This is a genomic window from Metamycoplasma alkalescens, from assembly GCF_900476125.1.
Lineage (GTDB): Bacteria > Bacillota_I > Bacilli_A > Mycoplasmatales > Metamycoplasmataceae > Metamycoplasma > Metamycoplasma alkalescens.
Genome location: NZ_LS991949.1, coordinates 689,666 through 715,972 on the forward strand (window position 1 = coordinate 689,666; position 26,307 = coordinate 715,972).

The following is a 26,307-nucleotide window of genomic DNA, read 5'->3' on the forward strand; positions in this document are numbered from 1 at the left end:
GGAGTAGAATGGGAGATAAAACAGAGTTAAAAAATCAATCTAGAAATTTAGATTGAAATAAAATATTTAATAATCAAGTTCATACTATTTATGAGCCATTAGTAGATGAAATGAATAACGGGTTAAAAAAAGTTTATGAGAAATATGTTATTAATGGTAATGAAGAAAAAATTCAATTAATTGAAAAAAATATTGAAAAAATCAATAATTTAAAAAATGAAATTGCAAAAGAAAAAATCAATAAGGGAATTACTAAAAAAAGAGTTGCCAATGGATTTATTATCTTTTTTTGTTTCTTAATTATTGGATTATTCTTTTTAGGTTTTTATTCAAAAAATAAAAAAATAATTAAAGAATTTATTGTATTTGAAGCAGAAAGAAAATTATTAATGAATAAATACATTGCTGAAAATAGCAATATACTATTGACTATTTTTAACAAATTTTCAATGTTAGATTGAAAAAATAAGGTTCTAGAAGAATTGCAAATCACAAAAGTAAATGGAATTGCTAAAAACGATTTATTGATATTCAAAGAAAATAAAAACTTTTTTGGATTTAATTCAATCCAAAAATATAGAATTCGAGATTCATATTATTATGATGTTTTATATACAAAAGAATATTGAAAAACAGTTACAACTAGTGCAACAGGGACAATTGTAATTACATCAAAAGATGGACCCGAACAGCAAGTAGTTGTAGCATATCATCATGAACCAACACCGTTTATGGAAAGAAAACAAGCAATTAGTGTTCCAACTAATTACAAACCAGATTTAACTTTTAATAAAATTGAAAAAAATTTAAGCAAAAAAGAATATGATAAAAAAATTAAAAAAGGTGAATTTTTATTGGAAAATTATGAATTTTACCAACATTATAATTTTGAATATAATGATAAAATTGCCTTTATTGACTATTTTAAAGTTAAAACACAGGAAAACTTTATTCAGTATAGTAAATATTTCAATGGTGAAACTTATTTATTTGGAAAGAAGAATCAAAATATTTATGTTGCTAAAGATTATAGTGATAGATTACTTCCATATTCATCAGTTTATAATTGACTAGGTCATTTAGTAAATTTATCAGATGTTGTTTCTGTTGATCGTGTTTATAACTACTTAATGGCACCAATTATTGTGAATGCATTAAGACCAGTTTTCAAAGAAATTACACAAGCATATTTGAATACAAATATTGCTTCTGAAGTTTATAATCCAAATGCAAAATATTTATCAAATTATGTTTATTCTCTTCACAAAGAAAAAAGTGAACCAGATTTGAGTATTTATGACATTGCAAATAAGGCGTTATCAGGCCAATTTCTTTCTTTAAAAACGTATGAACCACAAAAAGAAATTGGGATGTTTGTAAAAGGGCATGTATTTAATAAAGAAAAAAATGATGTTAGAGCAATTATAAGTTTAAGTATGTTTTCATACTGAAAACTTAAACTATATGATCATGTTTTTACAAGAGGAATTACGATTGCTGTTCCATTTGAAAGATTTAAATTTTTCTCAGAAAATAAATATATTTTTTATTCATCAAAATACAAGACAAAAAAGAATGGTGCAAAAATACTGTTTAATGCTTCTAATTATTCAAAATGAGATGTGGAAATTAATTCAATTCTTTTGGAAGATTATGAGCAAAAACAAGAACTTGAAACTATTTTTGATGAATTTAGAAATCACCGAATCATTGAAGATTGTAAAATTCTTGTTGATAATGATGGATTATTTATTTTCATAAATGAAGAAATTAATAAGCCAAAAATAAACAAATTATTTGAACTTTTATAGCAAATCAACTATAATAAAACTAAAAATTAAAATTATTTAAAAAACAAAATAATTGTTAAGGAGGATTAAAAAAATGTTATTTGATACAAGAGAACAACAAGAAAAACAAGAATTTAGACCGAATGTTGATAATTCAATTAAGCATCCAACAGCAACAAAGGGAGAAAAATTCTTGTATGTGTTGTTATACATAATTACATTAGGTTTGTTTTTTATCGCTACGATTTCACGTAAAAATTATTTATTAGCAAAAATGAATAAAATTCAAGAAGCATCATCATTAATTCAAGCAGCAGAGAAAAAAAGAAGAGCAACCTTAATTAAGCAATTAGATGTTGTTAAGGGTTATGCTCAATTTGAAAGTAAAACATTGACTGAAGTGACAAAATTACGTGCTCAATTAGTTGAATTAGATAATGAAAGTGATTTGTCAAAATTTTCAGAAAAATTAAACCAAATAAAAACAGGAATTAATTTACAATTTGAGCAATATCCAGATTTAAAAGCAAATCGTTCATTTTTACAATTTCAAACAGAAATTGCTATTCAAGAAGATGAAATTTATGCAACAATTAGAAATTACAATTCAATTGTAAGAAGTTTCAATTCTGAAATCTATCAATTTTGAACAAATATCATTGCAATTAAACTAAATGCATATAACCAACCTTTATTTAGAGCTTCAGAGGAAGATAGACAAGATATTGACACATCTAGTTTGACAAGTATGTTCAATAAATAAGCAATAAAAGTTTAAGGAAAATCAATCCTTAGACTTTTTATTTTTCTTTATTTTTCTTTGATTTTTCTTTTGCTTATTTATAAGCAAAAAAAAGGTTGATTAATTTGATATAATTTATTGACATTGTTGTATAAATTACAGTTTTTTAAGGAGGTTTTATGCTAGATCAAAAGAAGTATGTTGCAAGTGATATTCAAGTCTTAGAAGGTTTGGATCCTGTTAGAGTAAGACCTGGAATGTACATTGGTTCAACAGGATACAAAGGTATTCATCATTTGATTTGAGAAATCCTTGACAATTCAGTTGATGAGGCAATGGCTGGATTTGCAACAGAAATCAATATAACCTTGCATCCCAATAATTTTATTGAGATTGAAGATAATGGTAGAGGTATGCCTGTTGATATTCATCCCTCAACAAATAAGTCCGCTGTAGAAACAATTTTAACAGTCTTGCATGCAGGTGGAAAATTTGATTCAAGCAATTATAAAGTAAGTGGTGGATTACATGGTGTTGGTGCCTCAGTTGTTAATGCTTTGAGTGAATCTTTTGAAGTTTGGGTTAAAAGAAATGGCAAATTGCATTACCAAAAATATGAGCATGGTGGTAAACCACTTGAAGATTTAAAAGTTATTGATGAAATTAGTTTAAATGAAACTGGAACAAGAATTAAATTTCAACCTGATTATACTGTAATGGACAAAGTTGATTTTGATTTTGGCACAATTAGCGATCATGTTAAACAAGTAGCATATTTAAACAAGGGTCTAAAATTTAATTTAATTGATTTAGTTAAAGATATTAAAAAAAGTTTTTGTTTTGATGGTGGAATTATTGATTATGTCAAGGAATTAAATAAAGGTAAAAAAACAATAAATCCTGATGTTATATATGCCTTAGGAAACTTTAGTGACACTGAAAAATCAAAAGATGAACAAGCTGATTCACAAAAGAAATCAAAAAAAGTTGACATTATGGTTGAAGTTGCATTGCAATACAATGAGGCATATCAATCAACAGTTATTTCTTATGCAAATAATATCCAAACAACGGATGGTGGAACACATGAAAATGGTTTCTATGATGCGATTGTAAGAATTTTTAATAAATATGCTGAAGATAATAAACTATTTAAGGGAAATGAAAAAATTAGTAAAGAAGATTCAAAAGAAGGACTAGTTGCTGTTATTTCAATAAAACATAGTGATCCTGTGTTTGATGGACAAACAAAAACTAAATTTGGTTCAGCAAACGCACGTTATGCAACAAATAAGGTTTTATCTGAATCACTTGAAAGATATTTATTCGAAAATCCTGTCGTTGCTAAAAATATTATTAACAAATGTTTACAATCACAAAGAGCAAGACTTGCAGCTAATGCCGCAAAAGAAGCTTCAAGAAAAAAAGATGGTATGGAATTTAGTGGTTTGCCTGGGAAACTAGCAGATTGCTCTTCAAAAAATGCTGAAATAAGAGAATTATTTATTGTCGAGGGTAATTCTGCTGGTGGTTCTGCTAAAGGTGGCAGAAACCGTGCAAATCAAGCAATATTACCACTTAGAGGAAAAGTAATCAATGCTGAAAAAAATGATAGAGTGAAATTTTTATCAAATCAAGAAATTCAAACAATTATTCATGCATTAGGAACTGGAATTGGTGATGATTTTAATATTAATAAACTAAAATATCACAAGATAATTATCATGACTGATGCTGATGTTGATGGTGCTCATATTTCAACACTTTTACTAACATTCTTCTATCGTTATTTGAAACCTTTAATTGAATATGGGTTTGTTTATATTGCAATGCCACCACTTTATAAAATTTCTTCTGGAAAAAAAGTTGATTATGCCTATAATGATGCACAAAAAGAAGAAATCCTTGCCAAGATTGAAGATAATAAGAATATTTCAATTCAACGTTATAAAGGTCTTGGAGAAATGGATGCAGAACAGTTGTGAGAAACAACAATGAATCCAGAAACAAGAAAGATGCTTCAAGTACAAATCAATGATATGGCAATATGTGATTCAGTGTTTACAACCTTAATGGGTGAAGAGGTTGAAGCAAGACACGATTTTATTGAAGAAAATGCAAAATATGTATTGAATATTGATTTTTAATCTAAACACAACGGATTGGATTTAGTTAAAATGGAATTATTAAAAAACCAAGGATTTACCAATAAAACTTATTATGATAAAGAAAAAAATCAATTTATTAAAATAAAAAATTATGATTCATTTAATCATAAAACCCCAAATGTAATTTTTAATGCTCTTGAATTTGCACCAAAAACAATTTATGAAGATCATGAAAAAATTATTAGTGAATGAATTGAAGGCAAAACACTATTTGGAACCAAAATAAGCAATGATCAATTAAAAGAGATCGGCAAGAAATTAATTACGTTGCATAATTCAAAATTAGATTTTTATAAAGAGAATCAATTGGCAAGGCGCTTTAAGGTCTATCGTGAAAAAATTTCAAAATTAGGAAGAAAAATTCCTATTTTGGATAAGCATTATAAGAAACTTAACTTGTTTTTAAAAAATATTGATAACTCAGCACCTGTGCATAATGATTTATGACTTTTTAATATGATTGAAAATAAAAAGGGAATCTTTATTACTGATTGAGAATATGCAACAATGGGTGATGTACATTTTGATTTAGCTTATTTTATTGAATCATCGAATTTGAATGCAGAACAAGAAAAAATTTTTTTAGATGCATATGGTGATGATTTTGAGCAAAAATACTTATTAGTTCATAAGATTCTTGTTAATGCTTTGATTGTTTTATGAATTAATAAGCATGAAACTAAACCTTTTGATGATCAAGTGTATCTTCAAAGGGTTGATAATTTAATTAATGAATATAATCAAAAATATCAAATTTAAATTAATGAATTAAAAAGAAGTTTTTATGAATTTGAAAGAAAAAAATATTGTTAATGAAGAACATATTGAAAAAATAGATGCAATGTATGAAAAAATATCAGCTGCTTTTTCTTCAGAAGTTGCAAATAATATTACACAAGCAAAGTTTCAGCTTACAAAAAATAATAATATGTATTTTATTGCGAAATATCTTGATACTTGGGTTCAAATAAGAATTCCAAGTGATGGTTTTCTTTCATTATTTGAAAATGAATATGAATTAGCAAAAACACTAAATGATTATTTATTTATTAAAAATGGAATTTTTATAAAAAAATGATTTCCTGGATCAGATTTATTTCAAATTGGACTAGAAAGCAATTTGATTAATCCAATTTTGAATTGTTTAAAAAAATTTCAAGAAAGAAATGTTGAGATTAAAAAATTTAATTGAAATAAATATAATATTAAGGATAAAAGATACCAAAAACTAGTTAAAAAATATAGCAATGATGAATTAGTTTTAAGTCATAACAATATAAGAAAGAATAACATTATTATTAACAAATTTGGTTATATCAAATTAGTTGATTTTGAAGCAGTAACTTTGAATTCAAAATATTATGATTTAGTTGCTTTATATTTCAATATTGGTATTGATAAAAAAACAATAATTGATTTTTTTAATTTAGATAAAGAAAAATTCAATGACTATGTTTATTTGTTTAAACGCTATAAAGAAGCACATTATCAAGATATATATTTAAATATTAAAAATATTCAGAAAAAAATGCCAAGTCCACATGTTTTTTTAAAAAACAACCAAACAATAAATAACAAATTTATTGTTTTTAAGAAGCATAATAAATTTAATTACCATTTGAATTTAAGTGAACTTGAGAATTTTTATTTTGTTCCTACATATATTTATGAAGATGAAAATAAAATTATTTGAAGATGATTAAATAACAAGGGAAATTTTGAACTTAGTTTAAAATCAATTAAACTAATTGCCAAAATTATGAAAACATATCATGATTCACATGTTAATTTTCCTGATTTTGTACTTGATAAATACATCAAATGATTGATCAAAAAAACGAATATTGTTGATTTCAAAAAAGAAATGGATGATTTTGATTTGATTAAATTAATTTTTTTATGACTAAAGCAAATAAAAATTGATGCCAATTGTCATAATAATTTAAGTTTTAAAAATATTCTTTGGGGCGAAAATCAAAATATATATTTTATTGATTGATCACTTGCTTCAAAAGGATCAAGATTTTTAGATATTGCAATTATGTTTGAAAATTTAAATGTTAATAAAGTTCAAAAGGAACTATTTTGAGCAGTATATTGTAATTCAAAACCAATTGACTTTTATAAATATCAAATCATTGCTTTATTTTTAATATATTTGCAAAATAAACAATTAAAAAACCATGATGAAAAAAATTATTTAATTATTAAAAAAATTAAATATGTTTTGATTAAAAACCGCATCAAAGTTAAATAAAATGGAGGTTCTATGGAAGAAAATGAGATAAGAAAAGATGAATTGGAAACAAAAGAAGAAATAAAGAAATCTCAAAAAAAATGTCGTAAGGTGACAACAGCTTTGATGTTCACAGGATTAATTGGTGCCTTGACAATTATTCCGATTGTTTCAATCTTTTTTTCTTCCAAACAACCAAGAAAAAATCAATATATTTTTGATTTTAATGATGCAGTTATTAAAAAAGAAATTCCGATTGATGAAAATAAGAAAGAAATTTTATTTAAATTTGATGAAGAAATTGAATCAAGCAAACTTTTTAATTTCAAAGATCTAATTCAAATTGAAAAAAAGGAAGACGACTATCAAATTGATATGTCAAATAATTTTTCTTTTTATCGAACAGGAGATAGATTTGGTGATTTTTTTAATACAAATCAAATTACAAAAAAGAAATTAAATCAAACTTCAAATAATGAAGAAATTATTGAGATTGATTTGGTAAAAAAACTTGCTGATTTTAATCAAGAAAAAAATCGAAATATCGATTTCAAATATTTTATTCAACAATTATCAAGTTTAAAATTTTCATTTTCTTATTCCTTTAAAAATCAAGATGAAAAATTCTATTTTTATAATACAAATGGTAAACTTGCAGGTTATGAGATAAAGAATTTTTTTTCAAGGGTTACAAAATATCTTAAAGAAGAAACAAATGATCAAAAAATTAGTAATGAAACTTATAAGATTAAAGTTTTTGCAACAAATAAAAATGGTGTGATTGAAAAAATAAGATTTGATATTGAATTTAAATTTCAAGTAGAAAAAAATTTCAGTTAGACTGAAATTTTTTTAGTTTCTTGATTATCCAAATTATTAATTACTTCATTTGTAACATTTCTTTTTCAATTTGTTTTTAAAGCAACAATTTCAAAAATAATAAATCTTACAAAATCAAAACTATAGAATAATAAGAATGTTATTTCTAAACTTAAATGAAAATTTGGTACAAATGCAAATAATAAAATAATTAATCAAATAAATGATGCTCAAAAAGCAGCCAAGATTGTAATTGAACCAATGATATTTCTTCCTCCTGCTCTTGGTAATGCAGCTGCAGTATAGAATCAACATCAAAGTGGATTGAATAAAATAAATGTTAAACAAGTGAATAAGAATATTCTTCTAAATGTCAACCCTGTTTGAATTTGCATTGCTTCAATTCATTTGCTTGTATCTTCATTCGAGACTAAGAAGTTTTTGAAATTTTCAGGATTATCTTTAAATGTTTCTATTGCTTTTTGGGCATTTTCTACAATTCTTGAATCAATAATTCCCGATTCTATTTGCATTCTAAATATTTTATTTAAAAATTTCTCTTTATTTTCATGTTTGAAATAAAATTCAATATTGTTAGGAATATTTGCTTGGGCTCCACTTACTGTTGTTTTACTATAAGCAATGATCAATACAACGACAAGCATAATCATTGACATTCCAAAACCTGCAATTGCATGGAATCCTCTTAGTGCATAAGCATGTTTTTCAGCTTCCTCAAAGTTATTTTTTCCAAGATTACCAGCAACAAAATAAGAAACATTGGTTGAACAAGCGGATGTTATTGCTGATGCGATTGATGAAAGACTTTCAACCAAACCTAATATTGTTACAGCGCTTAACCCCATTCATTTCTGTGATATTCCTGAACCATTTACTAAATCATCAGGAAATGCTCTTGATCAAGCAATCATTCTAATTGGAATTGTAATCATTGCCGCAATTGTAATTAACATTGCTGGAATTCTTTTTAGAATTTGTTTGGCGATTGGTCTTGTTACATAATAAATTTTTAAAACATTGATAAAAATTGGACGATCTTTATAATAAGTGAATAACAAATCAGATGTTAAACAAACTAAACCACTAATAATTGATCCAAAAGCTGCATAATATGCATTTCCTTTAAAACCATATAATAAAATCGCATTGATTGTTGCATTCACGATCAGCGTTAATGAAGCTGAAATAAAAGCATAATTTGAATGCCCTGTTTCATTTAAAAGCATATTTGTATTGAAACTAAATGAAGTAATAATTCATCCAATACAAATTAGCATTAAATACATTCTTGCTTCATTTAAAACTGATCCTTTAATTTGTTTACCACCAATTAAATGAATCATTGCATCAGGTGCACTTCAACAAACAATTGAAAAAGCAATTGTAATGAATAAAAATAATAAGATTCTTAAGTTAATAATTTGCTTGACTTTATCATATTCCTTCCTACCAAAATATTGACCAACAAACATTGCCGCAATTCCTTGAATAGCAAAGAAAATTGTATAAATAATTCCTGTATATGTATTTGCATATGTTAGTGCATCGATTCCGGATGGAATATGACTTACCATGAAGTTATCAAGAAAACCATTTAAACTAAATAAAATTTCACCAATAATAATTGGCCAAGTTTTTAAAAAGTATAGTTTTCAATCGCTTCTTGATTGAGGAATTACTCTTTTGAAATAATTTTTATGTTTATGTGTTGAAGTTTCTTTTATCATCCTTAAATCACCTTGGGTTTTAATTCATTAAAATTTTTAATCAAAAGGTGATTTATTAGAGACTTCAAATTTTTTGTTTAATTTCTTTAATTGTAAGATTATCGTTGAAATTGATGTTTTTAATTAACCTCATAAAGTCTTTTTTGTATAAATACCGTTTAATTAATAAATTTGTTTCTTCAGGATTTGCTGCCAAATATAGCATTTTATTGACATCATCTTGTGAATATTTTCGTAATTCTTTGATTACAACATTTTTGTTTAGTTTTAAAAAGTATTTTTTTCGTTTATCATTAGATCTTAAAATTACTAATGAATTAACATAAAGTCAAAATCCCAAAAAAGATGCAATCAAACCATTGCTTTTTGTTATCATCTTTTTTAAGATATTGATTCCGGATTTTTCAATCATTTTTTTAGTATTTAAAAAATATTCTTGCTTAAATACTGATCCAGTCAATTTTGATAATGAAAGAACCGGATTAGATTTATCATCTATCAAAGGGATAACACTATTCTTTGGAAACATTTTTGTTAATATTTGTTTCTCTAAAGTAGGATTATGACCAATAAAAATGATTTCATCAATTTTTGCTTTTGAATCAATTTCATAAATATGCTTGATTATTTTTTGTTTCAATGTTGATCAAACATCCTTGATCGAATTTCCCTTAACAAAATCAATAATAAAAGTTTTTGTTTCAAACTTATTATCATGATTTAATCCACCAAGTGAATAAGCAAATGGAGTGTTTGCTGGGATTGATAATAATCTTGCAAAAGGATTTGAAATTGCTTCAAAATCAATATATATGTATTTATGACTCATAATTATACATTATAACATTTAATATAAAAAAAGTAATTGATCAAAAATATTGAAAAATATTGCTATTTTTTATTGAATTTTAAAGAAATTTATCTGCAATTAGATTTAATTTTTAATGTCTTTATTTGGTGTTTTTATGAAGATAAAAAACTGTGCTTTTTCTTTGTTGAAAAATATAATATAATATTAAATTATGGACTTAAAAAAATATATTAGAACCGTTAAAAATTTCCCAGAACCAGGGGTTGAATTTAAAGACATTTCTTTATTGCTTGCAAATGGAAAAGCATTGAATTATACAATCAATAAAATGTCAGAATTAGCTAAAGATGCTGACATTATTGTTGGTCCAGATGCAAGGGGATTTTTATTTGGAACACCTGTTGCTGCTAAATTATCAAAACCTTTTATTATGGTAAGAAAAAAAGGTAAACTACCTGGTGAAGTTATTAGTTATGAATATGGGTTGGAATATGGTCGTTCAATTTTAGAAATTCAAAAAAATCTTGTAAAACCAGGGCAAAAAGCAGTAATCATTGATGATGTTTTAGCAACGGGTGGAACATTGGAAGCAATAATAAAATTATTAAAAGACCAAGGGGTGGAAATTCTAAAAATTATTGTTTTAATGGAACTTGATGGTTTTGATGCAAGAAAAAAATTAAATTGTGATATTGAAAGTCTAATTTTTGTTGAAAAAAATAATGATAAATAATTTTTAATTTCTTGCGTGGAGGGTTGAAAATGAAAAAATATACAAAATATGAAGATATTGAAGAAAAATATCGTTTTGATCTTGAAGATATTTTAGGTAATCAAACATACAACGAATTAAAAGACCAATATTTTGAATTAGTTAAAAAACAAATTGAAATTAAAGATTCGAAGTATGAAAGTTTTGAAAATTATGTTGATTCTTTAAGGATTAGTGAGAAACTATTGATATTAAGCAATAAGATTGAAAATTATTTATCAAATAAGTTAAATACAAATGTCGTTAATTTTGAAATCAATAAATTAATTTCAGAATTTGAAGCAAAGAAAGCAGAATATAATAAACAATTTGGTTCAGAGATCAATCGTGTAGCACAACATAAAGAAAAAATTGAAAAATGAATGCATAAACCAGAATTAAAAGAGATTAAAAAAGATCTTGAAGCAACATTGAATGATTTAAAACATAAACTAGATGATAAAACTGAAACATATTTAAGTGCAACACAACATGGATTTCCGAGTGTTGAAGAATTATTTGGGGTTTTAACTGATAGTGAGATTAGTTATGGCTATGCTCATGATAAATGGGGTAAAAAATACGAAATTACTGAAGGTACACGCGTTGCATTATTAAAACACCATGATGAGAGAGTTAGAAAAGAAACTTATTTTAACTATGCAAATGGTTATTTAAAGCATAAACAAAGTTTAGCGCGAATGTTATATCAACATTTAAAATCAATTTCGGTTGATGCTTTGTATCGAAAATATGAATCATCACTTGATTCAATTTTGTCACATGATAATGTAAATAAAAAATTACTTGAAATCATTTATAAAAATGTGTTAAATAACATCAATATTTTTAGAAAATATCGAAAAGCACATGCGAAATTTTTTGAAAAGAAATTTAATAAAAAAATGGAACTATGAGATACAGCACTTGATCTAGTAAAAGTAAAAAATAAGTATTCAATTGAAGATGGTCAAGAGATTCTAAAAGAAATTACTTCAATCATGCCATATGAATATTCAGAAATTGTCAATAAGGCAATCAATGAAAGATGAATTGACTATATCAATGTTCCTTCAAAAAGATCTGGTGCATATTCAATTGGTGGAACCCATGGATTGAATAAAATTTATATTTTAATGAATTGAGATTATACAATTAATTCAATCAATACACTTTGTCATGAAATGGGTCATTCAATGCATTCATATTTTTCAGTAAAAAATCAAAGTGCATTTCGTAGTCAGTATCCAATCTTTTTAGCTGAAATAGCTTCAATTTTCAATGAATTACTATTGAATGACTACTTAATTTCTAAAGCTAAAACAAACGAAGAAAAATTCTTTTTATTGAATGAAAGTATCAATGATTTTATTGGAACAGTTTTAAGACAAACACAATGATCTAATTTTGAATTTGAATTATATAATCGTATTGACAAAGATGAACCACTTAGTTCATATGAGACAATTGAAGAATTATATGTTGAAAATGCAAAGAAATATGTAATTTCTGACATTGAACCAAAAATCAATGATGCAATGAATGTTTATAGTGTAATGGTCCCACATTTTTATTATTTCTTTTATGTATACAAATATGCTTTAGGATACATTGTTGCAAATGTATTTTTCCAAAAATATAAAAAAGAAGGAAAAGAAGCACTTAAAAATTATGTTGATAATTTCTTATCATCAGGGGATAAAGATTGGCCAGTTACAATTTTAAAAGAAGCGGGTGTTGATGTTTATTCAGAAGATATTTATAAACAAGCATTTAGTGTTTTAGAAGAAAAAGTTAATGAATACATTAAATTAGGAAACAAAATTTTTAAAGATTAAAATTAAAAAAAATCAGAGTTTAAGTTACTTAAAAATTTAAAACTCTGATTTTATTTTTTATTATCAATATCAACAATTGTGTAACTAAGTGGAGACCCTCCTCATTCAGCATCAAAAATCGTTTTTTTTGCATCATTAGTTCTTGAATTTTCAAATAATGTTTTTATTTGAACATATTTTGATAAATCAAATTTTTTTAGTAGTACTTGATTATTAAATAATTTAGGATAAATATAGGAATATGTGTTTATTGCAATTTTATGTTTTTGTTTTTCTTTGGGAATTTCTTTTTTATTTTGATCTAAAAGAGTTGTCGAAATTTTTATTTCTAGAATAATTCCTTCCTTAGTTAATAAAAACATCTTGTCTTCTTTTTTATGTTTATTTTCAGCGTCTAATAAGGTAGTGAATTGTAATATTTCATTGGTTTTTGGTTGGTTAAAAGTTCCAAGATTTAAGCTATTTCTTTGAAATTCAACATTTAAATCATCAATATTACCTTTAAATTGGTCAATAGCATTGTAATTTACAAAAATAAATTTATCTAAGTTAAATAAAAATCATAATCAATTTTTTTCATATAACTCATCGAGTTTCTTATCAAAAACACTAATAGCAATTACTTTGTCTTTTTTATCAGTTCAGTCGTTGTCATTTGATCCAATACGAGAAATTATGTTGTTAGCATAATATAGATAAGTTTTAATTTCTTCAAAATATTCATTTATAATTTCTTTTTGTTGTTCAATATACTGTTTTTTTTCTTCCTCATTATCTTTAAAAGCAAGATTTAGAAGTGAATTCACATATTCATATTTTAAGAAAATATCTCATTTATCTTGTTGGTAATTTTTTATATTGATTTCACTTAATTTTTCTTCATTGATTTTTTGATTGCTTTGTTGACATGAAATCATTGTTGTTGGCAATATAGGAATTAAAAAAGACGCAAGAAAAAAATTTTTTTTATTTAATTTTTTCATTGGTTACTAATACCCCCAATCCTGGTTCATTATAATTTCCAATAATAGCTTTTTCAAAATCATTGTATGCTTGCTGATTATGGTGAAGAATACCATTATGAATTGCATCTGAAATAAGTTTAACAATAATCTTATTATTCAATGATCTTGGGAAAAAAATTATTCGATCAAAAGTGACTTCATTTTCATTATTTTTTGAAATAAGTAATCTTATTATTAATTTATCCTTTTTTAAGTAATAGACATATTTATCTTTATAGTGTGCTGATTCGCCACCCTCAATAAGGTCATCAAAATAATTATTAATAAAAATATGATCATTTGGATTCGATAATCTTTCTAGTTTATCTAGAAATTCTTTACTATGCTTTGCATTATTTTTTTTGTTAGTTTGATCAATATATTCATCAAACTTTCATCATTCTAAAAATTTTCATTTTAATTTATCAATGTTTTTGAGAACAAAAAATCAATTTTGTGAATAAAAATCTATTAATTTTTCAACTGAATCTCCATTTTTTATTGATTCAATTAATTTTTTACTTAACTCCTTCAAATTAGAAAGCAGAATTTCATCGTTATTTTGTGAATTTAAAAAATTTGTTTTTTTAATCTTATCTTCTTTAAAAGTTAATTTAAGAAGTTTATTTAAAATTTCTTTTGTTCTAATTTCATCATTGTTTTTTGTAATTGGATTAACTTCAAAACCTGTTGGAATTTTATTTCTTAATTCACTTGATTCAGTTGTGTTAATGCATGAAACTAAAGTTGATGTTATTAATGTATTTATTAATAAAGAAGGAATTAAAATAAGTTTTTTAATTTTTTTCATCTATTGACCTCATACTAAATCTAAAAATTTTTAGTTCTTTGTTTTTGCTTCATGAATAATTATTAATTTCATTTATAACTTTTGTAAAGAATGAATTATATTTATGTGTTGCTTTAAATTCCAAATATTTTTCATCATTTTTATCTTTTGCTCAAGCAATAAATTTTTTTTCTAAATCAACTTCTTCATCTTTATTTTTTTCTTCTAAATTATCTTCCTTATTTTCATCAACTTCTTCACTAAATTTATTTTCTGATTCCTCAATTTCTTCATATTTTTCATCAAATAATTCATCAAAATATTCTTTAAATTGTCTTTCGAAATCATCTTTTCTTTTTTGATGAATTTTATTCTCAATATCAATAATTTGTTCTTCAATATTATTTTTATTATTAAATACCAATAAATCAGTATTGATTCTAATAACATTTTTATTACTTTTAATGTATTTTCAAAGTCTTATTGCTTTATTTTCATCAAAAATTAAATATCATGCTTGTTTTTCTTTGTATATATTTGGAAAAGAACCAAGTTTAGATAGAATATTTTTCATTTTATTTCTAAATTCTTCAAGTAACTTCTTAGTTTTTTCTTCATCGTTTGCGTATTTTTTAATCAATTCTTCAGCTTGCTTTTCAAACTTTTTTTCAAATTCTTTGAAATCGAAATCTTTTAATTCTTTTTCAATTAGTGAATTAGGGAATTTATTATTAATTTTTGTAATTATTGATTTGAAGGTGTCATTTGTTTTTTTAAATCATTCTTTTTCATTCTTAAATGCTTTATAAGCATCCTCATATGGATTATATACAAATTCAATTTTTTTAATATTATTAAGAACTCAATATCAATCATTTTCTAAAGTATTTTTAATTACATTTCTTGAGTTTCGAATAATTAATTCATATTCCGTAGCGCCACTAATACTATCTTGAACTATGATTGGTTCATAAACAAAAGCAGCTTTTAATTCATCATATTTAGAATCAGATTTATTTTTTTGTTGTGAAAGATAAATCTCTTTTTTTTCTTTTTGATTGTTTGAAAAGAAATCAAGAAGTTTATTTATATGTTGATTTTGTTCAAACTTTTCTTTATTTTCTGCAGATTCACTAGTTTGATTTTGATCTTGATTTTTTTTATTACAACTTATTGCTATAATGGGAATTGGGATGAAAGCTAAATTAGTTGCTAGAAATAACTTTTTCATAAAACAATTGTTCAAGGGATTGATTTTTTTTACCAGTGTATAAAATTTTTCCATTATGAATAAGTGTTACAGAATTTACATATCTATCAATTTCAGATAGAACATGTGAACTAATTAAGATTGTGATTTTATCTTTGCGATTAAGTTCTTGTAATAAAGCAAATAATTCATATCTTGCTGTTGGATCTAAATTAGCAGCCGGTTCATCAAGAATTAAGAGCTTAGGGTGATGCAATAATGCTTGAATTAAAAGAATTTTTTTCTTTTGACCAGATGAAAATGAATATGGTTTTTCATGGATTAGATTTTCAATTTTAAAGAGTTTTAAATATTTATTAATTTGCTCAATTAATTGCTTTTTTTTGATATTTGAAAGGATTCCTAAATTATAAAGATAATCAAATGTGCTTAATTCTTTAGGAAAATTTGCAACTTCAGGAATGTATCCAATGATTGAACGAGATTTTGCATCTTTAGTATTAATTTTATTGATTAAAATTTTTCCTTGGTAATCAACATAGGCACCAATAATTGTTTTAATTGTTGTTGTTTTTCCAGCACCATTTTCACCAATAAAAGCATGAAAATCACCTTGCTCAATTGCTAGATTGATACCATTGACACCACGATTTGATTTCTTATAAATTTTTTTTAGATCAATGACTTCTAAGATTTTATCCATGATTATTTATAATCCCTTCTTTTATATAACACAAAAGTTGAACCAAATAAGATAACAATTAAAATTATTCAGATTACAAAATAAACATTTTTATTCACAATTTGTTTATCACGAGTAATGCCAAATAATTGATCTGTTGTTTGAAACAAGTAATTTGAATCACTTTTTGTTAATTCGTATCTTTTAATAACCTTTTTTTCTTTTTCCTCATTTGTGATATTTTCATCATTTTTGATTATTTCTTTTGATTCGTATGAGCTAAATCCACCAATCAAATAATTAAACCCAGCGACTTTTAAAGTAATTTGATAATTTCCAAAAAAATCATTTTGTGGATTCTTAATCATTGCCTCATAAAGTTCTTCATCATGGTAGTTAAAGTAAATGAAATTTAAAATTGCAATTGCAAAATAAATTTTTCTTTCAATTTCAGATTGTAATTTTTTTTCTTTGATTGCTTCTTGATTAAAAATTGTTAGATTGTTATTTTTATATTGATTAATTTTAGTATTTTCATTATTAATATATTGAGATAGTTCATCAAATAATGTTTGATTAATACCAAATAGTCCACTAATTTCTTTTTCTTTAATTGTTTTCAGCATTTCTTCAATGAATTCTTTAGCAATAATATTGAATTCTGAGTCTTTTAAAACTTCATAAACATAGTCTCATTTGATTTTGCCAACAAGATTATTTTCAGCCGCAAATTGCGATTCATCTTCAGGAAAATTAGTTTCAGGATTTTCGGCATTTTCTCTTTCATAAATAAGTTCTGTGTCAATTATATTCGGAATAATTGAGTGAGATTTTAGCAATCCTGGAACAATGTATTTTTTATCATTTTCATCTTTTGAATCATTTGTTAAATATTTTTTTTGTTTGATATCTTTATTTAATTTATATTTATAAGTAATGTTATCAAGATGATGATAATAAACATATTTATCTTGGTTTGAAAATTTGTTGTTGGAAATAGTTTCAAAAACATTGATATTTTTATGATTAAAAATATCTAATAATTGGTATGGAATTGAAAGTCATGAATAAATTTGTCATTCTTTTGAGGAATTATTTGAGATTTTCATTACTTCTTCCAAATATTGTTTTTGTTCTTCTGAAAAATTTTTGTTTTGCATTCCATTTGGAACTAAAAGTAATTCATCTTTTTGATTGTTAATAAAAAAAGGTTCAACATTTGCTTCATTACCTGCTAAATGTAAAGGGTATTGTTTGTTAATATAAAAAGCTGCGTTATTAACATTCGTTGTTGCATTAGCTGATAATAATGCCCCTCCTAGTGATAAAGGAATAAATAAAACTAAAGGAATTGTCATTGAAATTTTTGAACTTAGTTTATAGCAAATTAAAGCTGTTAATAAACTAATTAGCATGTATGTACTAAATCCCACAATGAAAAATAATAAACTATTTAAAAATAGATTTCTAATTGAATAAATTCCATATAAAGAGATTAAGGCTGAAACAAATAAAATACTTGATCAAATTAAACCAAAATAGATTAAGGCAAGTAATTTTCCAAATATTAAATTATTTCTTGAAATTGGTTTGGATAAACTAATTAATTCTAGTCCTTCTTTTTCCATATCTTTAAAGATGTTTAATGTCTTGATTGAGGCAAAAATAATAGTCATTAAAGATATTGCAAAAATATAAATAAAAGTTGATAAATCCAAATATTTTGGATTGATTAAAAATTTAAAAATTAAACCAATTATTAGTGAAAAAATCAACACTAAAATCGGCATGATAATTGAGTTTTTTTTCTTTAGTGTGGTATTGAATGTGAATTGGGAATATTTGATTGCACTTGTATTCATAATTATTGTCCTTTTAACCAAAAAAATTATATCTCAATAATTAAAAAAATACAATTTTTATCTAATTATAATTTTATTTTTATTGTTATTTTTTTGAATATTTGTTATTTAAATGCATATGAAATAATAAAAATCCAAAATTTTCAATTGCATTTTGGATTTTTTATTTATTGATATTTTTTTAAAAAATCAAATTAATTTGTTTCATTATTTTTATCATCTGCTTTCGAAGAATTTGATTGTTCTTGTTGTTTTTTTAGAAATTCCATTGCTTGTGCTAGTTTTTGTTCAAATTCATTTAGTTTTTTTTCTAATGAATCAAAATCTTTATCATTTAGTAATTTTTGAATTTCTTCTTTTTCTTTTTTAATTTCTGAAAGTTGACTTTCATCCATTTTTTTTGCTTCCTCAGATGTAATAGATTTATCAATTTGGTGAATTATTTGTTCAGCACGAACAGTCAGTTCAACCTCACGACGTTTTTTCTTATCAGCTTCTCTGTTTTGTTCAGCTTCTTGCACCATTTTTTCAACATCTTCTTTTGATAATGCTGAAGTATTTTGAATTGTAATACTTTGTTCTTGATTTGTTTTTTTATCTTTAGCTGTAACTTTTGTAATTCCGTTTACGTCAATTGAAAAACTCACTTCAATTTGAGGTACTCCTCTAGGCGCAGGAGTAATCCCACTTAAATCAAATCTTCCTAAGAATTTGTTATCTTGTGCCATTTGTCTTTCACCTTGTGTAACAACGATTGAAACAGATGTTTGGTTATCGGCTGCAGTTGAGAAAATTTGACTTCTTGTCACAGGAATTGTTGTATTTCTTGGGATTAAAGGAGCAACAATGTCGCCTTCAACAACAATACCTAAAGTTAGTGGTGTAACATCAAGTAATAAAACATCTTGAATATCCCCGGCTAAAATTGCACCTTGAATCGCTGCACCGACACTAACTACTTCATCAGGGTTGATTGAATTATTTGGTTTTTTGTTAGTGATTTTAGCAACTAATTCTTGTACAGCTGGCATTCTTGTTGATCCACCAACTAATAAAACTTCAGTGATGTCATTTCAATTTAATTTAGCTTGTTCTAAGGCATCAATTAAAGGTTTTTTTGTTCTTTCTAATAAATCAGTTGTCATTGCTTCAAACTCTGATCTTTTTAATTCAAGTTCAACATTGATTGGACCATTTTCATTCATTGCTAAGAATGGTAGAGAAATATTTGCAACTAATGATTCAGATAAAGCAATTTTTGCTCTTTCAGCTTCTTCTTTTAATCTTGCCATTGCCATTTTGTCATTTTTGGCATTGTAATTATATTTTGTGTTAATTTCTTTAATTAATCAATCAACAATTTTGTGATCTCAGTCATCACCCCCTAAATGATTGTCTCCTGATGTTGATAAAACTTCAAATGTTCCATTTTCCATTTCCAAAATTGAAACGTCAAATGTTCCACCTCCCAAGTCAAACACTAGGATTTTGTGATTTTCATCTTTTGATTTATCCAATCCAAAAGCAAGTGCAGCAGCAGTTGGTTCATTAATGATTCTTACAACATCTAATCCAGCAATTGTTCCGGCATTTTTAGTTGCTTCACGTTGGGCATTGTCAAAATATGCAGGCACTGTAATAACAGCTTTTTTAACTGGTGAACCAATTTTCTTTTCGGCATATTCTTTCATGTAAGATAGAATTAATGCACTGATTTCTTCTGGTTTGTAATCTTTTTGATTTGCTTTAATTGTTGATGAACTACCCATTAATCTTTTAATTGAAGCAATACTATCTGGGTTTGTTTCTAATTGTCTTTTTGCATTTTCGCCAATAATTGTTTCATTATTTTTAAAAGCTACAACTGATGGTGTTGTTCTTTTACCATTGGGATTTTCTAAGACTTTAGGATTTCCATTTTCAATAATCGAAACAACTGAGTTTGTGGTACCTAAATCGATTCCAAGAATAATTTCTTTTGCCATGTTTAACTCCTTTAATTTAATTTAGAATATTTAATTTTTTAATTTTTTTTAATAAATTATAAAACTATTGTACCACATTTTTTAGCACTTTTAAAAAAAGAGTGCTAAATTTAATTTAATCGATGTTAAGTTGATTTTTTATTGTGAGAGTATTGAAAATAATTAATTTTATAAGGTCTTGTATGATAAAATTAAAGATCCAATTTAATTAAAATTAAATGATAATAAAAAATAAAACATAAAAAAGATTACTTTTGAAAATTAATTCTAAATATGGTTTTATCAAAATTATTAATTTAATGATTTTAAAACTTAAAAAATATTAAGTTTCATCGGATTATAATAATCAATAATTTTTTTAATATTGATTTAAAAAACAATTGTATAAAAGTTTTTATTAGTTTATATATTTAAATAATCATGTTTGTTATTTTTTATGTTAAATTGATTTTATTTTGCTTGAGAAGCAAATTAAAAAAAGATTTTTTTAATTATAATTTATTTTTTGAAATGTTTATATGATTAAAATAATTTAGTTTTTAAAAGCATTTTTATCATTTAAAAATTGGTATTGCTAATAAGAAAAATGATTTTTAAAATAAACAATTAGAATTATATTTTTTATTAGAAATGGAATTTATTTTAAAAGGATTTATTTATGGAAAAAAATTATCAAAAATATGCCAAATTGCATTTATTAAACATAATATTCTTATCGATTAGTTATGTTTTTTCATTTATTATGTTCATAATTTTGTTCAGTAAAGCTGCTAGTCAAGCAGCAAATATGTCAAGCTCAACAATAAATTTTAATTCATTACTAAATATTAATATTTCTTGACTTGTTATTGCAGGAATTTTATACATAATTTGTTTTGTTTTACAAATAATTGGAACAGTTTATGCCTACAAAGTAAATTCGACAGTCGGAATGATTTTATACATTGTTGGATTTTTTGTTTTTGTATGTGGACTAATTGGTGCAATATTTTCATTAATTGATGTTAAAAAGAAAATTAAGATAAATAATGATGTTTCAATTTCACCAAATACTGGTCTATAGATTTATTAAAAAAGATAAAAGATGAGGATAATTTGTTTCCTCATTTTTTTTATTTATAAATTTGATTACAGTTTATGAATATTATTTTTTAAGCATTTGATTTTTGCAATGAAATAACAAAAATAATTTTATTTATTTTTTTTAATTAATTTACAATCGCATTTAGAGAATATAAGTTTTTAAATATAAAGAAAAAATTTTTTTAGGATGCATAATTTTAGTAAAATTATTTTGCTTACTAAATATTTTTTATTAATGAGTTTAACTGAAGTTAAATTTTTATAAAAATTATTTATAATTTTATTTGTTTTAATGATTCATTTTAAAATTTAAGTGTTTCGTTGCGCAATATTTTTAACTTTTAATGATATTAAACATTAAGCACTATAACTTTTATTATGTGAAATTAATATATATATTTTTTAAAAAAGGAGAAGATTAAATTGGAAAAACAACAATTAAGAAAATATGGAAGATTACATATTGCAAATATAGTTTTACCTTTCATTGGATTTATTTTTCTTATTTGACTTTTGATTAGTGTAGCCACTGCGGGTGCAGCGGCAGCAGCAGGTCAAAATGAAGCAGCGACATTTGCTATTGCAGGGGCTGCAGTTTCAGGACTTGCAATTTGATTGTTACTTGGATTTTTAGGACTGATTTTATTTATTATGACAATCGTTGGAACAGTATATGCATTTAGTGCTGGATCAATATTAGCAGGAATTTTTTATATTATTGGAATATTTATCTGAATTTTTGCTTTTGTTGGTGCGATCATTGCCTTAGTTCAAGTAAATCGTCAAATTAGAAAAAGTTAAAAAATAACACTATTAATCATAAATAATATATAAATATAAAAAATGGGGGTTTATTTGTTTCCCCATTTTTTATATATTTCTTTTTGCTCGGGACTAAAACTATGTCCACGCACATTACTTTCGTAATCTTCTGATCTTGAAACAATATAAGCAAAAGCCTTATCTAAATCTTCAAAACTTAATTTTCGAATTTTTTCAATTCCTTTTCATTTTCGACCTTTACTGATTTTATCAGCAATATAGAGAATTTTATCTAAAATTGATAATTCTAAATCTAATGAAGTGTGCTTTTTAATTGCATCCAAAACTTCTTCATTATCATATTTATAAACATCTCTTAATCAATAATAAGCCGTTGTTTGATGTAGTTTGTATATTGGTAAATTGTTTTTATTATATCCATATTTTTCTAAAAAAGCATATGATTTTTCTTCAGATCAATTTTTTGTAATATCATGGATTAAACCAGCTTGGTATGCATTTTTAATTTTATAGTTATGTTTTTTAGCCAATTCCGAAGCAAATTCAGCTGTTCATTTTAAATGAAAATAACGAAATTGTTTTTCCTTATCTTTGATGTCAAAAAGAAAATTTTTTGCAATTTCATCAATGTATAAAAAGTTTTTGCCAATATATTCTTGAACTAATTGTTCAACTTCAAATAAATTTCCTTTTTTATAATTTGTTGATGAATAGTTTCAAATTGGATTATTTAAAATTTTTACATTATATTTTCTTACATTAATTTTTGAATACTGATTGCCACGTTTAAAAGCAATAATTTTTACTTTTTTAGCAATTTCATCGATATTTTTTCATTTGTTTAAACTTGGAATGTTATCTGTTCCAATCAGTAAAAAAAGTTCATCATTTGGGAATTTATTTTTAAAATGATTAACTGTATCAATTGTGTATGAATTACCTTTTCTTTTTGTTTCAAATTCAGAGATAAACATTTTGTCTTCTAAAACTAATTTAAGCATGTTGATCCGGTGTTGATTATCGACATAATTACGTGATTTTTTAAAAGGATTTTTATTTGCTGGTACAAAGAATAATTTATCTAAAAATAAGTCATTTATCGCATATTTAGCTAACTCAATATGTCCTTTGTGAATTGGGTTAAAACTTCCTCCATAAATAGCTATTCTCATTCGTCCTCCAAATTAATTTTTTTGTTATAAGTTTTAAAATTTTTTCTTAAAAAACGGATATTTTCTTTATTTTGATTTTTTTCTTGGTCATATTGATTTAAAGTTTTTAATTTATTTTTTCCAATTACAAGATTATTTTCATTGATGATTTTTTCAACAATTGAATTTTTTTTGTTTTCAAATTCAAATAAATTTAGTGATTCTTTTTCACTAAAAACTGATTTTAATCCCCCAAGTCCAACACCTAAACCGCGAATTTTTTGTTCGTTTCATATTTCATTAAACAATAAAAAAACAATTTTTCAGATTTGTTCAAAATCATTTGTTCATTTCGAAAGAATTTTATTTTTGTGAACTCAAAGTTTATTTTGATGTCTAATTGAAACAGAAATATTTTTTCCCTCTAAATTCAAATCTTCTGCTCTTTTAACAATATTTACTGTAATTTCTCTTAATTCATTGATTAAATACTCTGAATCATTTGAATCTTCTTCCATAAAGGTTTTAGAATTACTAATACTCTTAATTTCATTTGTTAAAACATGCTGGCGATTATTATTATCCCCTTTTAGATCCTGAATGAATAAAAAATAATTTTTTCCAAAAATACTTTTTAAAAAAACTTCATTTTGGCAATTAACTAAATCTTCATATGTATTAATATTATTTCTTATTAATTTAGGAACAATTCCCTTACCAATCCCAAAAATTTTTTTGATTGGAAGCTGATAAAAATGTTTTTTAATATCTTCTTTCTTTGTTTCAATGATACCAAAAGGTTTGGCTTTATTTGTTGACATTTTGGCTAAAAATTTTGTGTATGAAATACCAATTGAACACGGAATTTTAAAGACTTTATAAATTTCATCTTGAATTTTCTTAGCCATTTCATAAGGGGAATTAAATTTTTTAACTTCTTCTGTAACATCAATGTAACATTCATCAATTGAATATATCTCAATTTTATTTGTAAAAAAAGTTTCAATAAATTTAAAAATCTTTTTTGATGTTAATGAATATAACTGATAGTGTGGTTCAATTGCAATTAAGTCCTTAATTTTATTTTTCATTAAATAAAATCCGTCACCAACCTTAAAGCCATATTTCTTAACTTCATAGGACATTGCAGTTGCAATTGCTCTTTTTAAATTTGATGCAATTACAATTGGTTTATTGTTTAAAGATTGATTTTTTGCTCGTTCACAACTAACAAAAAATGAATCCATATCGATATGAAAAATTACTTTATTCATTTATTCCTTTTTTAAAAGCACGATAAATAATTGATGCACATTCTAAACGATTTAAATGAATTTTTACATTTTCAAATACACTTAATTTGCCTAAATCAAAATTTTTATTTTGAGTATTACCTTCATTTATCATTTGGAAATATTGATCAAGAATTTCATTAATTTCCTTTTTTGTTTTATTTAATAAGTTTTCAATCATTAGTTCAATGCTTGCAATAAAAATAGCACAACCAATCGCATAATATTCGGCATTTACTAAAAGATCATTTTTAAAAGATAGATATAATTCAATTTCATCGACACAAACTGATGAATGTTCAGAAATTCCTTGATTTTTTTTAGTATTTAATTTATATTTTGGGGTCGAATAACAATCAAAAATAATTTTTTGTTTTTCTTGGTTATTATAAAATTTCAATGAAATTTCCTCCAGTTTTAAGAACTTGAACTAATTTATCGATATCATTTTTTTGATTGTACATTGCCAATGAAATTCTCACATATGCATTGGAAAAATTATTTATTTCTTTAAATTTATAAGCACAAAAAGCTCCTGAACGAACATAAATGTCGCGATTTCCTAAATAAGAAGCAACATCCTGCGGAGGAATATTTTTTATATTAAACAAAATAATTGTATCTCCTCTTTGCGAGGCGATTTCAATGTTTTTAATTTTAGATAGGGCATCAAAAGCATAATTAGCTAATTCTTTTTCATGCTCAATAATATCTTTGATATCAAAAGATAAAAAAAATGAAATTGCTTCGCCAAGTTGCAATAACCCTGCAAAATTAGGTGTTCCTGGTTCCCATTTATTGATTGAATTTCGAACATTTCAATTAAAATCATCAAATATATTTTGAACTTGTCCACCACCCCATTTAACTAAAGATAATTGGTTTAGTAGATTTTTTTTAATTAAAAGTGCGCCAGTTCCAGTTGGTCCATAAATTTTATTTCCCGAAAAAACTAATACATCACAGAATTCAAAATCAACCTCTTCATGAACAATTGCTTGTGCAGCATCATTGATTAAAATTGTGTTATATTCTTTGCATTTAGCATAGATTTTTTTTAAGTTGTAATTTGCTTGAAAATTATTAGACACTTGCGGAATTACAATAATTTTTGTTTGTTGATTTATTGCTAAAAGAATTTCTTTTTCATCAAGACAATATTTAATTTTAATTTTTTTGTGATTAAAATTTTCAAGAAATGGGACAATTGCTGATGAATGATTAAAAAAACTAAAAATGATTTCACCCTCATCAATAATATTTGCAAGCATTTTTGCAATTTGATTTAATCCATCTGTTGTACCTTGGGTAAAAATAACTTCATCTTCATTCGCATTTAAAAATTTTGCAATTTTATTGCGAACGCTTTTTATTTCTTGATCAATTCTGATTCCTAATTTTGAATCAGCAGTTCTTGTTGAAATTGAATATTTTTCATAAAATTCATTTCCTTTATTGATGACAGAGATTGGTTTAAAAGCAAGTGCTGCATTATCAAGATAAACAATATTAGGATTATTTTTAAACATTGGAAAAATTTTTTCTCTTGCAATTTTAAACAT

General features: G+C 24.5%; 22 protein-coding genes. 10 read left to right on the forward strand and 12 right to left on the reverse strand.

Annotated elements, in window-relative coordinates:
- Positions 1-8: 8 nt before the first annotated feature.
- The 6 genes from D2845_RS06785 (at position 9) to D2845_RS02970 (ending at position 7,776) form a co-directional block, all read left to right on the forward strand.
- Entirely contained in the window at positions 9-1,811 is a 1,803-nt protein-coding gene (locus D2845_RS06785) for a hypothetical protein (protein WP_110858096.1), read from the forward strand.
- A gap of 73 nt (positions 1,812-1,884) precedes the next feature.
- The gene (locus D2845_RS02950) at positions 1,885-2,553 is read left to right on the forward strand and encodes a LemA family protein (protein ID WP_110858095.1); all 669 of its coding nucleotides are present in this window, start codon (positions 1,885-1,887) and stop codon (positions 2,551-2,553) included.
- Between the two features lie 158 nt (positions 2,554-2,711).
- Entirely contained in the window at positions 2,712-4,679 is a 1,968-nt protein-coding gene (locus D2845_RS02955) for a DNA topoisomerase subunit B (protein ID WP_110858094.1), read from the forward strand.
- A 30-nt stretch (positions 4,680-4,709) separates the two neighbouring features.
- Positions 4,710-5,459, forward strand: coding sequence for a phosphotransferase (locus D2845_RS06790; RefSeq protein ID WP_110858093.1), 750 nt, complete (start codon positions 4,710-4,712; stop codon positions 5,457-5,459).
- Between the two features lie 25 nt (positions 5,460-5,484).
- Positions 5,485-6,957: a hypothetical protein gene (locus tag D2845_RS02965; RefSeq protein ID WP_110858092.1), complete on the forward strand. Its 1,473-nt coding sequence runs from the start codon at positions 5,485-5,487 to the stop codon at positions 6,955-6,957.
- Between the two features lie 12 nt (positions 6,958-6,969).
- Positions 6,970-7,776: a hypothetical protein gene (locus tag D2845_RS02970; RefSeq protein ID WP_002881650.1), complete on the forward strand. Its 807-nt coding sequence runs from the start codon at positions 6,970-6,972 to the stop codon at positions 7,774-7,776.
- Here the strand turns inward: D2845_RS02970 and D2845_RS02975 are convergent.
- Together D2845_RS02975 and D2845_RS06795 are read right to left on the reverse strand one after the other, a co-directional pair.
- Complete coding sequence (locus tag D2845_RS02975) at positions 7,773-9,503, reverse strand: MATE family efflux transporter (protein WP_110858091.1); 1,731 nt, start codon at positions 9,501-9,503, stop codon at positions 7,773-7,775. The two genes, D2845_RS02970 and D2845_RS02975, sit on opposite strands and share 4 nt — an antisense overlap.
- Before the next feature lie 55 nt (positions 9,504-9,558).
- Positions 9,559-10,332 carry a DUF2779 domain-containing protein gene (locus D2845_RS06795; RefSeq protein WP_110858090.1) on the reverse strand — a complete coding sequence of 258 codons (774 nt, stop codon included), beginning with the start codon at positions 10,330-10,332 and terminating at the stop codon, positions 9,559-9,561.
- 193 nt (positions 10,333-10,525) lie between these two features.
- Between D2845_RS06795 and D2845_RS02985 the strand changes: the two genes are divergently transcribed.
- The gene (locus tag D2845_RS02985) at positions 10,526-11,047 is read left to right on the forward strand and encodes an adenine phosphoribosyltransferase (RefSeq protein ID WP_110858089.1); all 522 of its coding nucleotides are present in this window, start codon (positions 10,526-10,528) and stop codon (positions 11,045-11,047) included.
- Between the two features lie 29 nt (positions 11,048-11,076).
- Positions 11,077-12,903 carry an oligoendopeptidase F gene (pepF, locus tag D2845_RS02990; RefSeq protein ID WP_110858088.1) on the forward strand — a complete coding sequence of 609 codons (1,827 nt, stop codon included), beginning with the start codon at positions 11,077-11,079 and terminating at the stop codon, positions 12,901-12,903.
- A 50-nt stretch (positions 12,904-12,953) separates the two neighbouring features.
- Here the strand turns inward: pepF and D2845_RS02995 are convergent, their stop codons facing one another.
- From D2845_RS02995 to dnaK, 6 genes are all read right to left on the reverse strand, one after another.
- Positions 12,954-13,886, reverse strand: a complete 933-nt coding sequence (locus tag D2845_RS02995) for an aromatic motif membrane protein (RefSeq protein ID WP_110858087.1) — start codon at positions 13,884-13,886, stop codon at positions 12,954-12,956.
- A complete protein-coding gene (locus tag D2845_RS03000) occupies positions 13,870-14,718 on the reverse strand; it encodes an aromatic motif membrane protein (RefSeq protein ID WP_110858086.1) in 849 nt (282 codons plus the stop codon). The genes D2845_RS02995 and D2845_RS03000 overlap by 17 nt, the downstream gene beginning before the upstream one ends.
- Entirely contained in the window at positions 14,705-15,928 is a 1,224-nt protein-coding gene (locus tag D2845_RS03005; protein WP_170107385.1) for an aromatic motif membrane protein, read from the reverse strand. Before D2845_RS03005 ends, D2845_RS03000 begins: the two co-directional genes overlap by 14 nt.
- On the reverse strand, positions 15,903-16,610 hold the full coding sequence (locus tag D2845_RS03010; RefSeq protein WP_110858084.1) for an ABC transporter ATP-binding protein: 708 nt from the start codon (positions 16,608-16,610) through the stop codon (positions 15,903-15,905). Before D2845_RS03010 ends, D2845_RS03005 begins: the two co-directional genes overlap by 26 nt.
- A 2-nt stretch (positions 16,611-16,612) precedes the next feature.
- Entirely contained in the window at positions 16,613-18,451 is a 1,839-nt protein-coding gene (locus D2845_RS06800; protein ID WP_110858083.1) for an ABC transporter permease, read from the reverse strand.
- Between the two features lie 194 nt (positions 18,452-18,645).
- Complete coding sequence (gene dnaK, locus D2845_RS03020; protein ID WP_110858081.1) at positions 18,646-20,436, reverse strand: molecular chaperone DnaK; 1,791 nt, start codon at positions 20,434-20,436, stop codon at positions 18,646-18,648.
- A gap of 658 nt (positions 20,437-21,094) precedes the next feature.
- Between dnaK and D2845_RS06805 the strand changes: the two genes are divergently transcribed.
- Both D2845_RS06805 and D2845_RS06810 read left to right on the forward strand, forming a co-directional pair.
- Entirely contained in the window at positions 21,095-21,499 is a 405-nt protein-coding gene (locus tag D2845_RS06805) for a hypothetical protein (protein ID WP_110858080.1), read from the forward strand.
- Between the two features lie 443 nt (positions 21,500-21,942).
- Positions 21,943-22,320, forward strand: a complete 378-nt coding sequence (locus tag D2845_RS06810) for a hypothetical protein (protein ID WP_002881771.1) — start codon at positions 21,943-21,945, stop codon at positions 22,318-22,320.
- A 50-nt stretch (positions 22,321-22,370) separates the two neighbouring features.
- Here D2845_RS06810 and D2845_RS03035 read toward each other — a convergent pair whose 3' ends face one another.
- From D2845_RS03035 to D2845_RS03050, 4 genes are read right to left on the reverse strand one after another with little or no spacing between them, the layout of a single operon-like run.
- Positions 22,371-23,474, reverse strand: coding sequence for a nicotinate-nucleotide adenylyltransferase (locus D2845_RS03035; protein ID WP_110858079.1), 1,104 nt, complete (start codon positions 23,472-23,474; stop codon positions 22,371-22,373).
- Positions 23,465-24,727, reverse strand: coding sequence for a Y-family DNA polymerase (locus tag D2845_RS03040; RefSeq protein WP_110858078.1), 1,263 nt, complete (start codon positions 24,725-24,727; stop codon positions 23,465-23,467). The genes D2845_RS03035 and D2845_RS03040 overlap by 10 nt, the downstream gene beginning before the upstream one ends.
- Positions 24,720-25,145: an iron-sulfur cluster assembly scaffold protein gene (locus D2845_RS03045; protein WP_110858077.1), complete on the reverse strand. Its 426-nt coding sequence runs from the start codon at positions 25,143-25,145 to the stop codon at positions 24,720-24,722. The genes D2845_RS03040 and D2845_RS03045 overlap by 8 nt, the downstream gene beginning before the upstream one ends.
- Positions 25,132-26,307, reverse strand: a complete 1,176-nt coding sequence (locus D2845_RS03050; protein WP_002881778.1) for an aminotransferase class V-fold PLP-dependent enzyme — start codon at positions 26,305-26,307, stop codon at positions 25,132-25,134. Before D2845_RS03050 ends, D2845_RS03045 begins: the two co-directional genes overlap by 14 nt.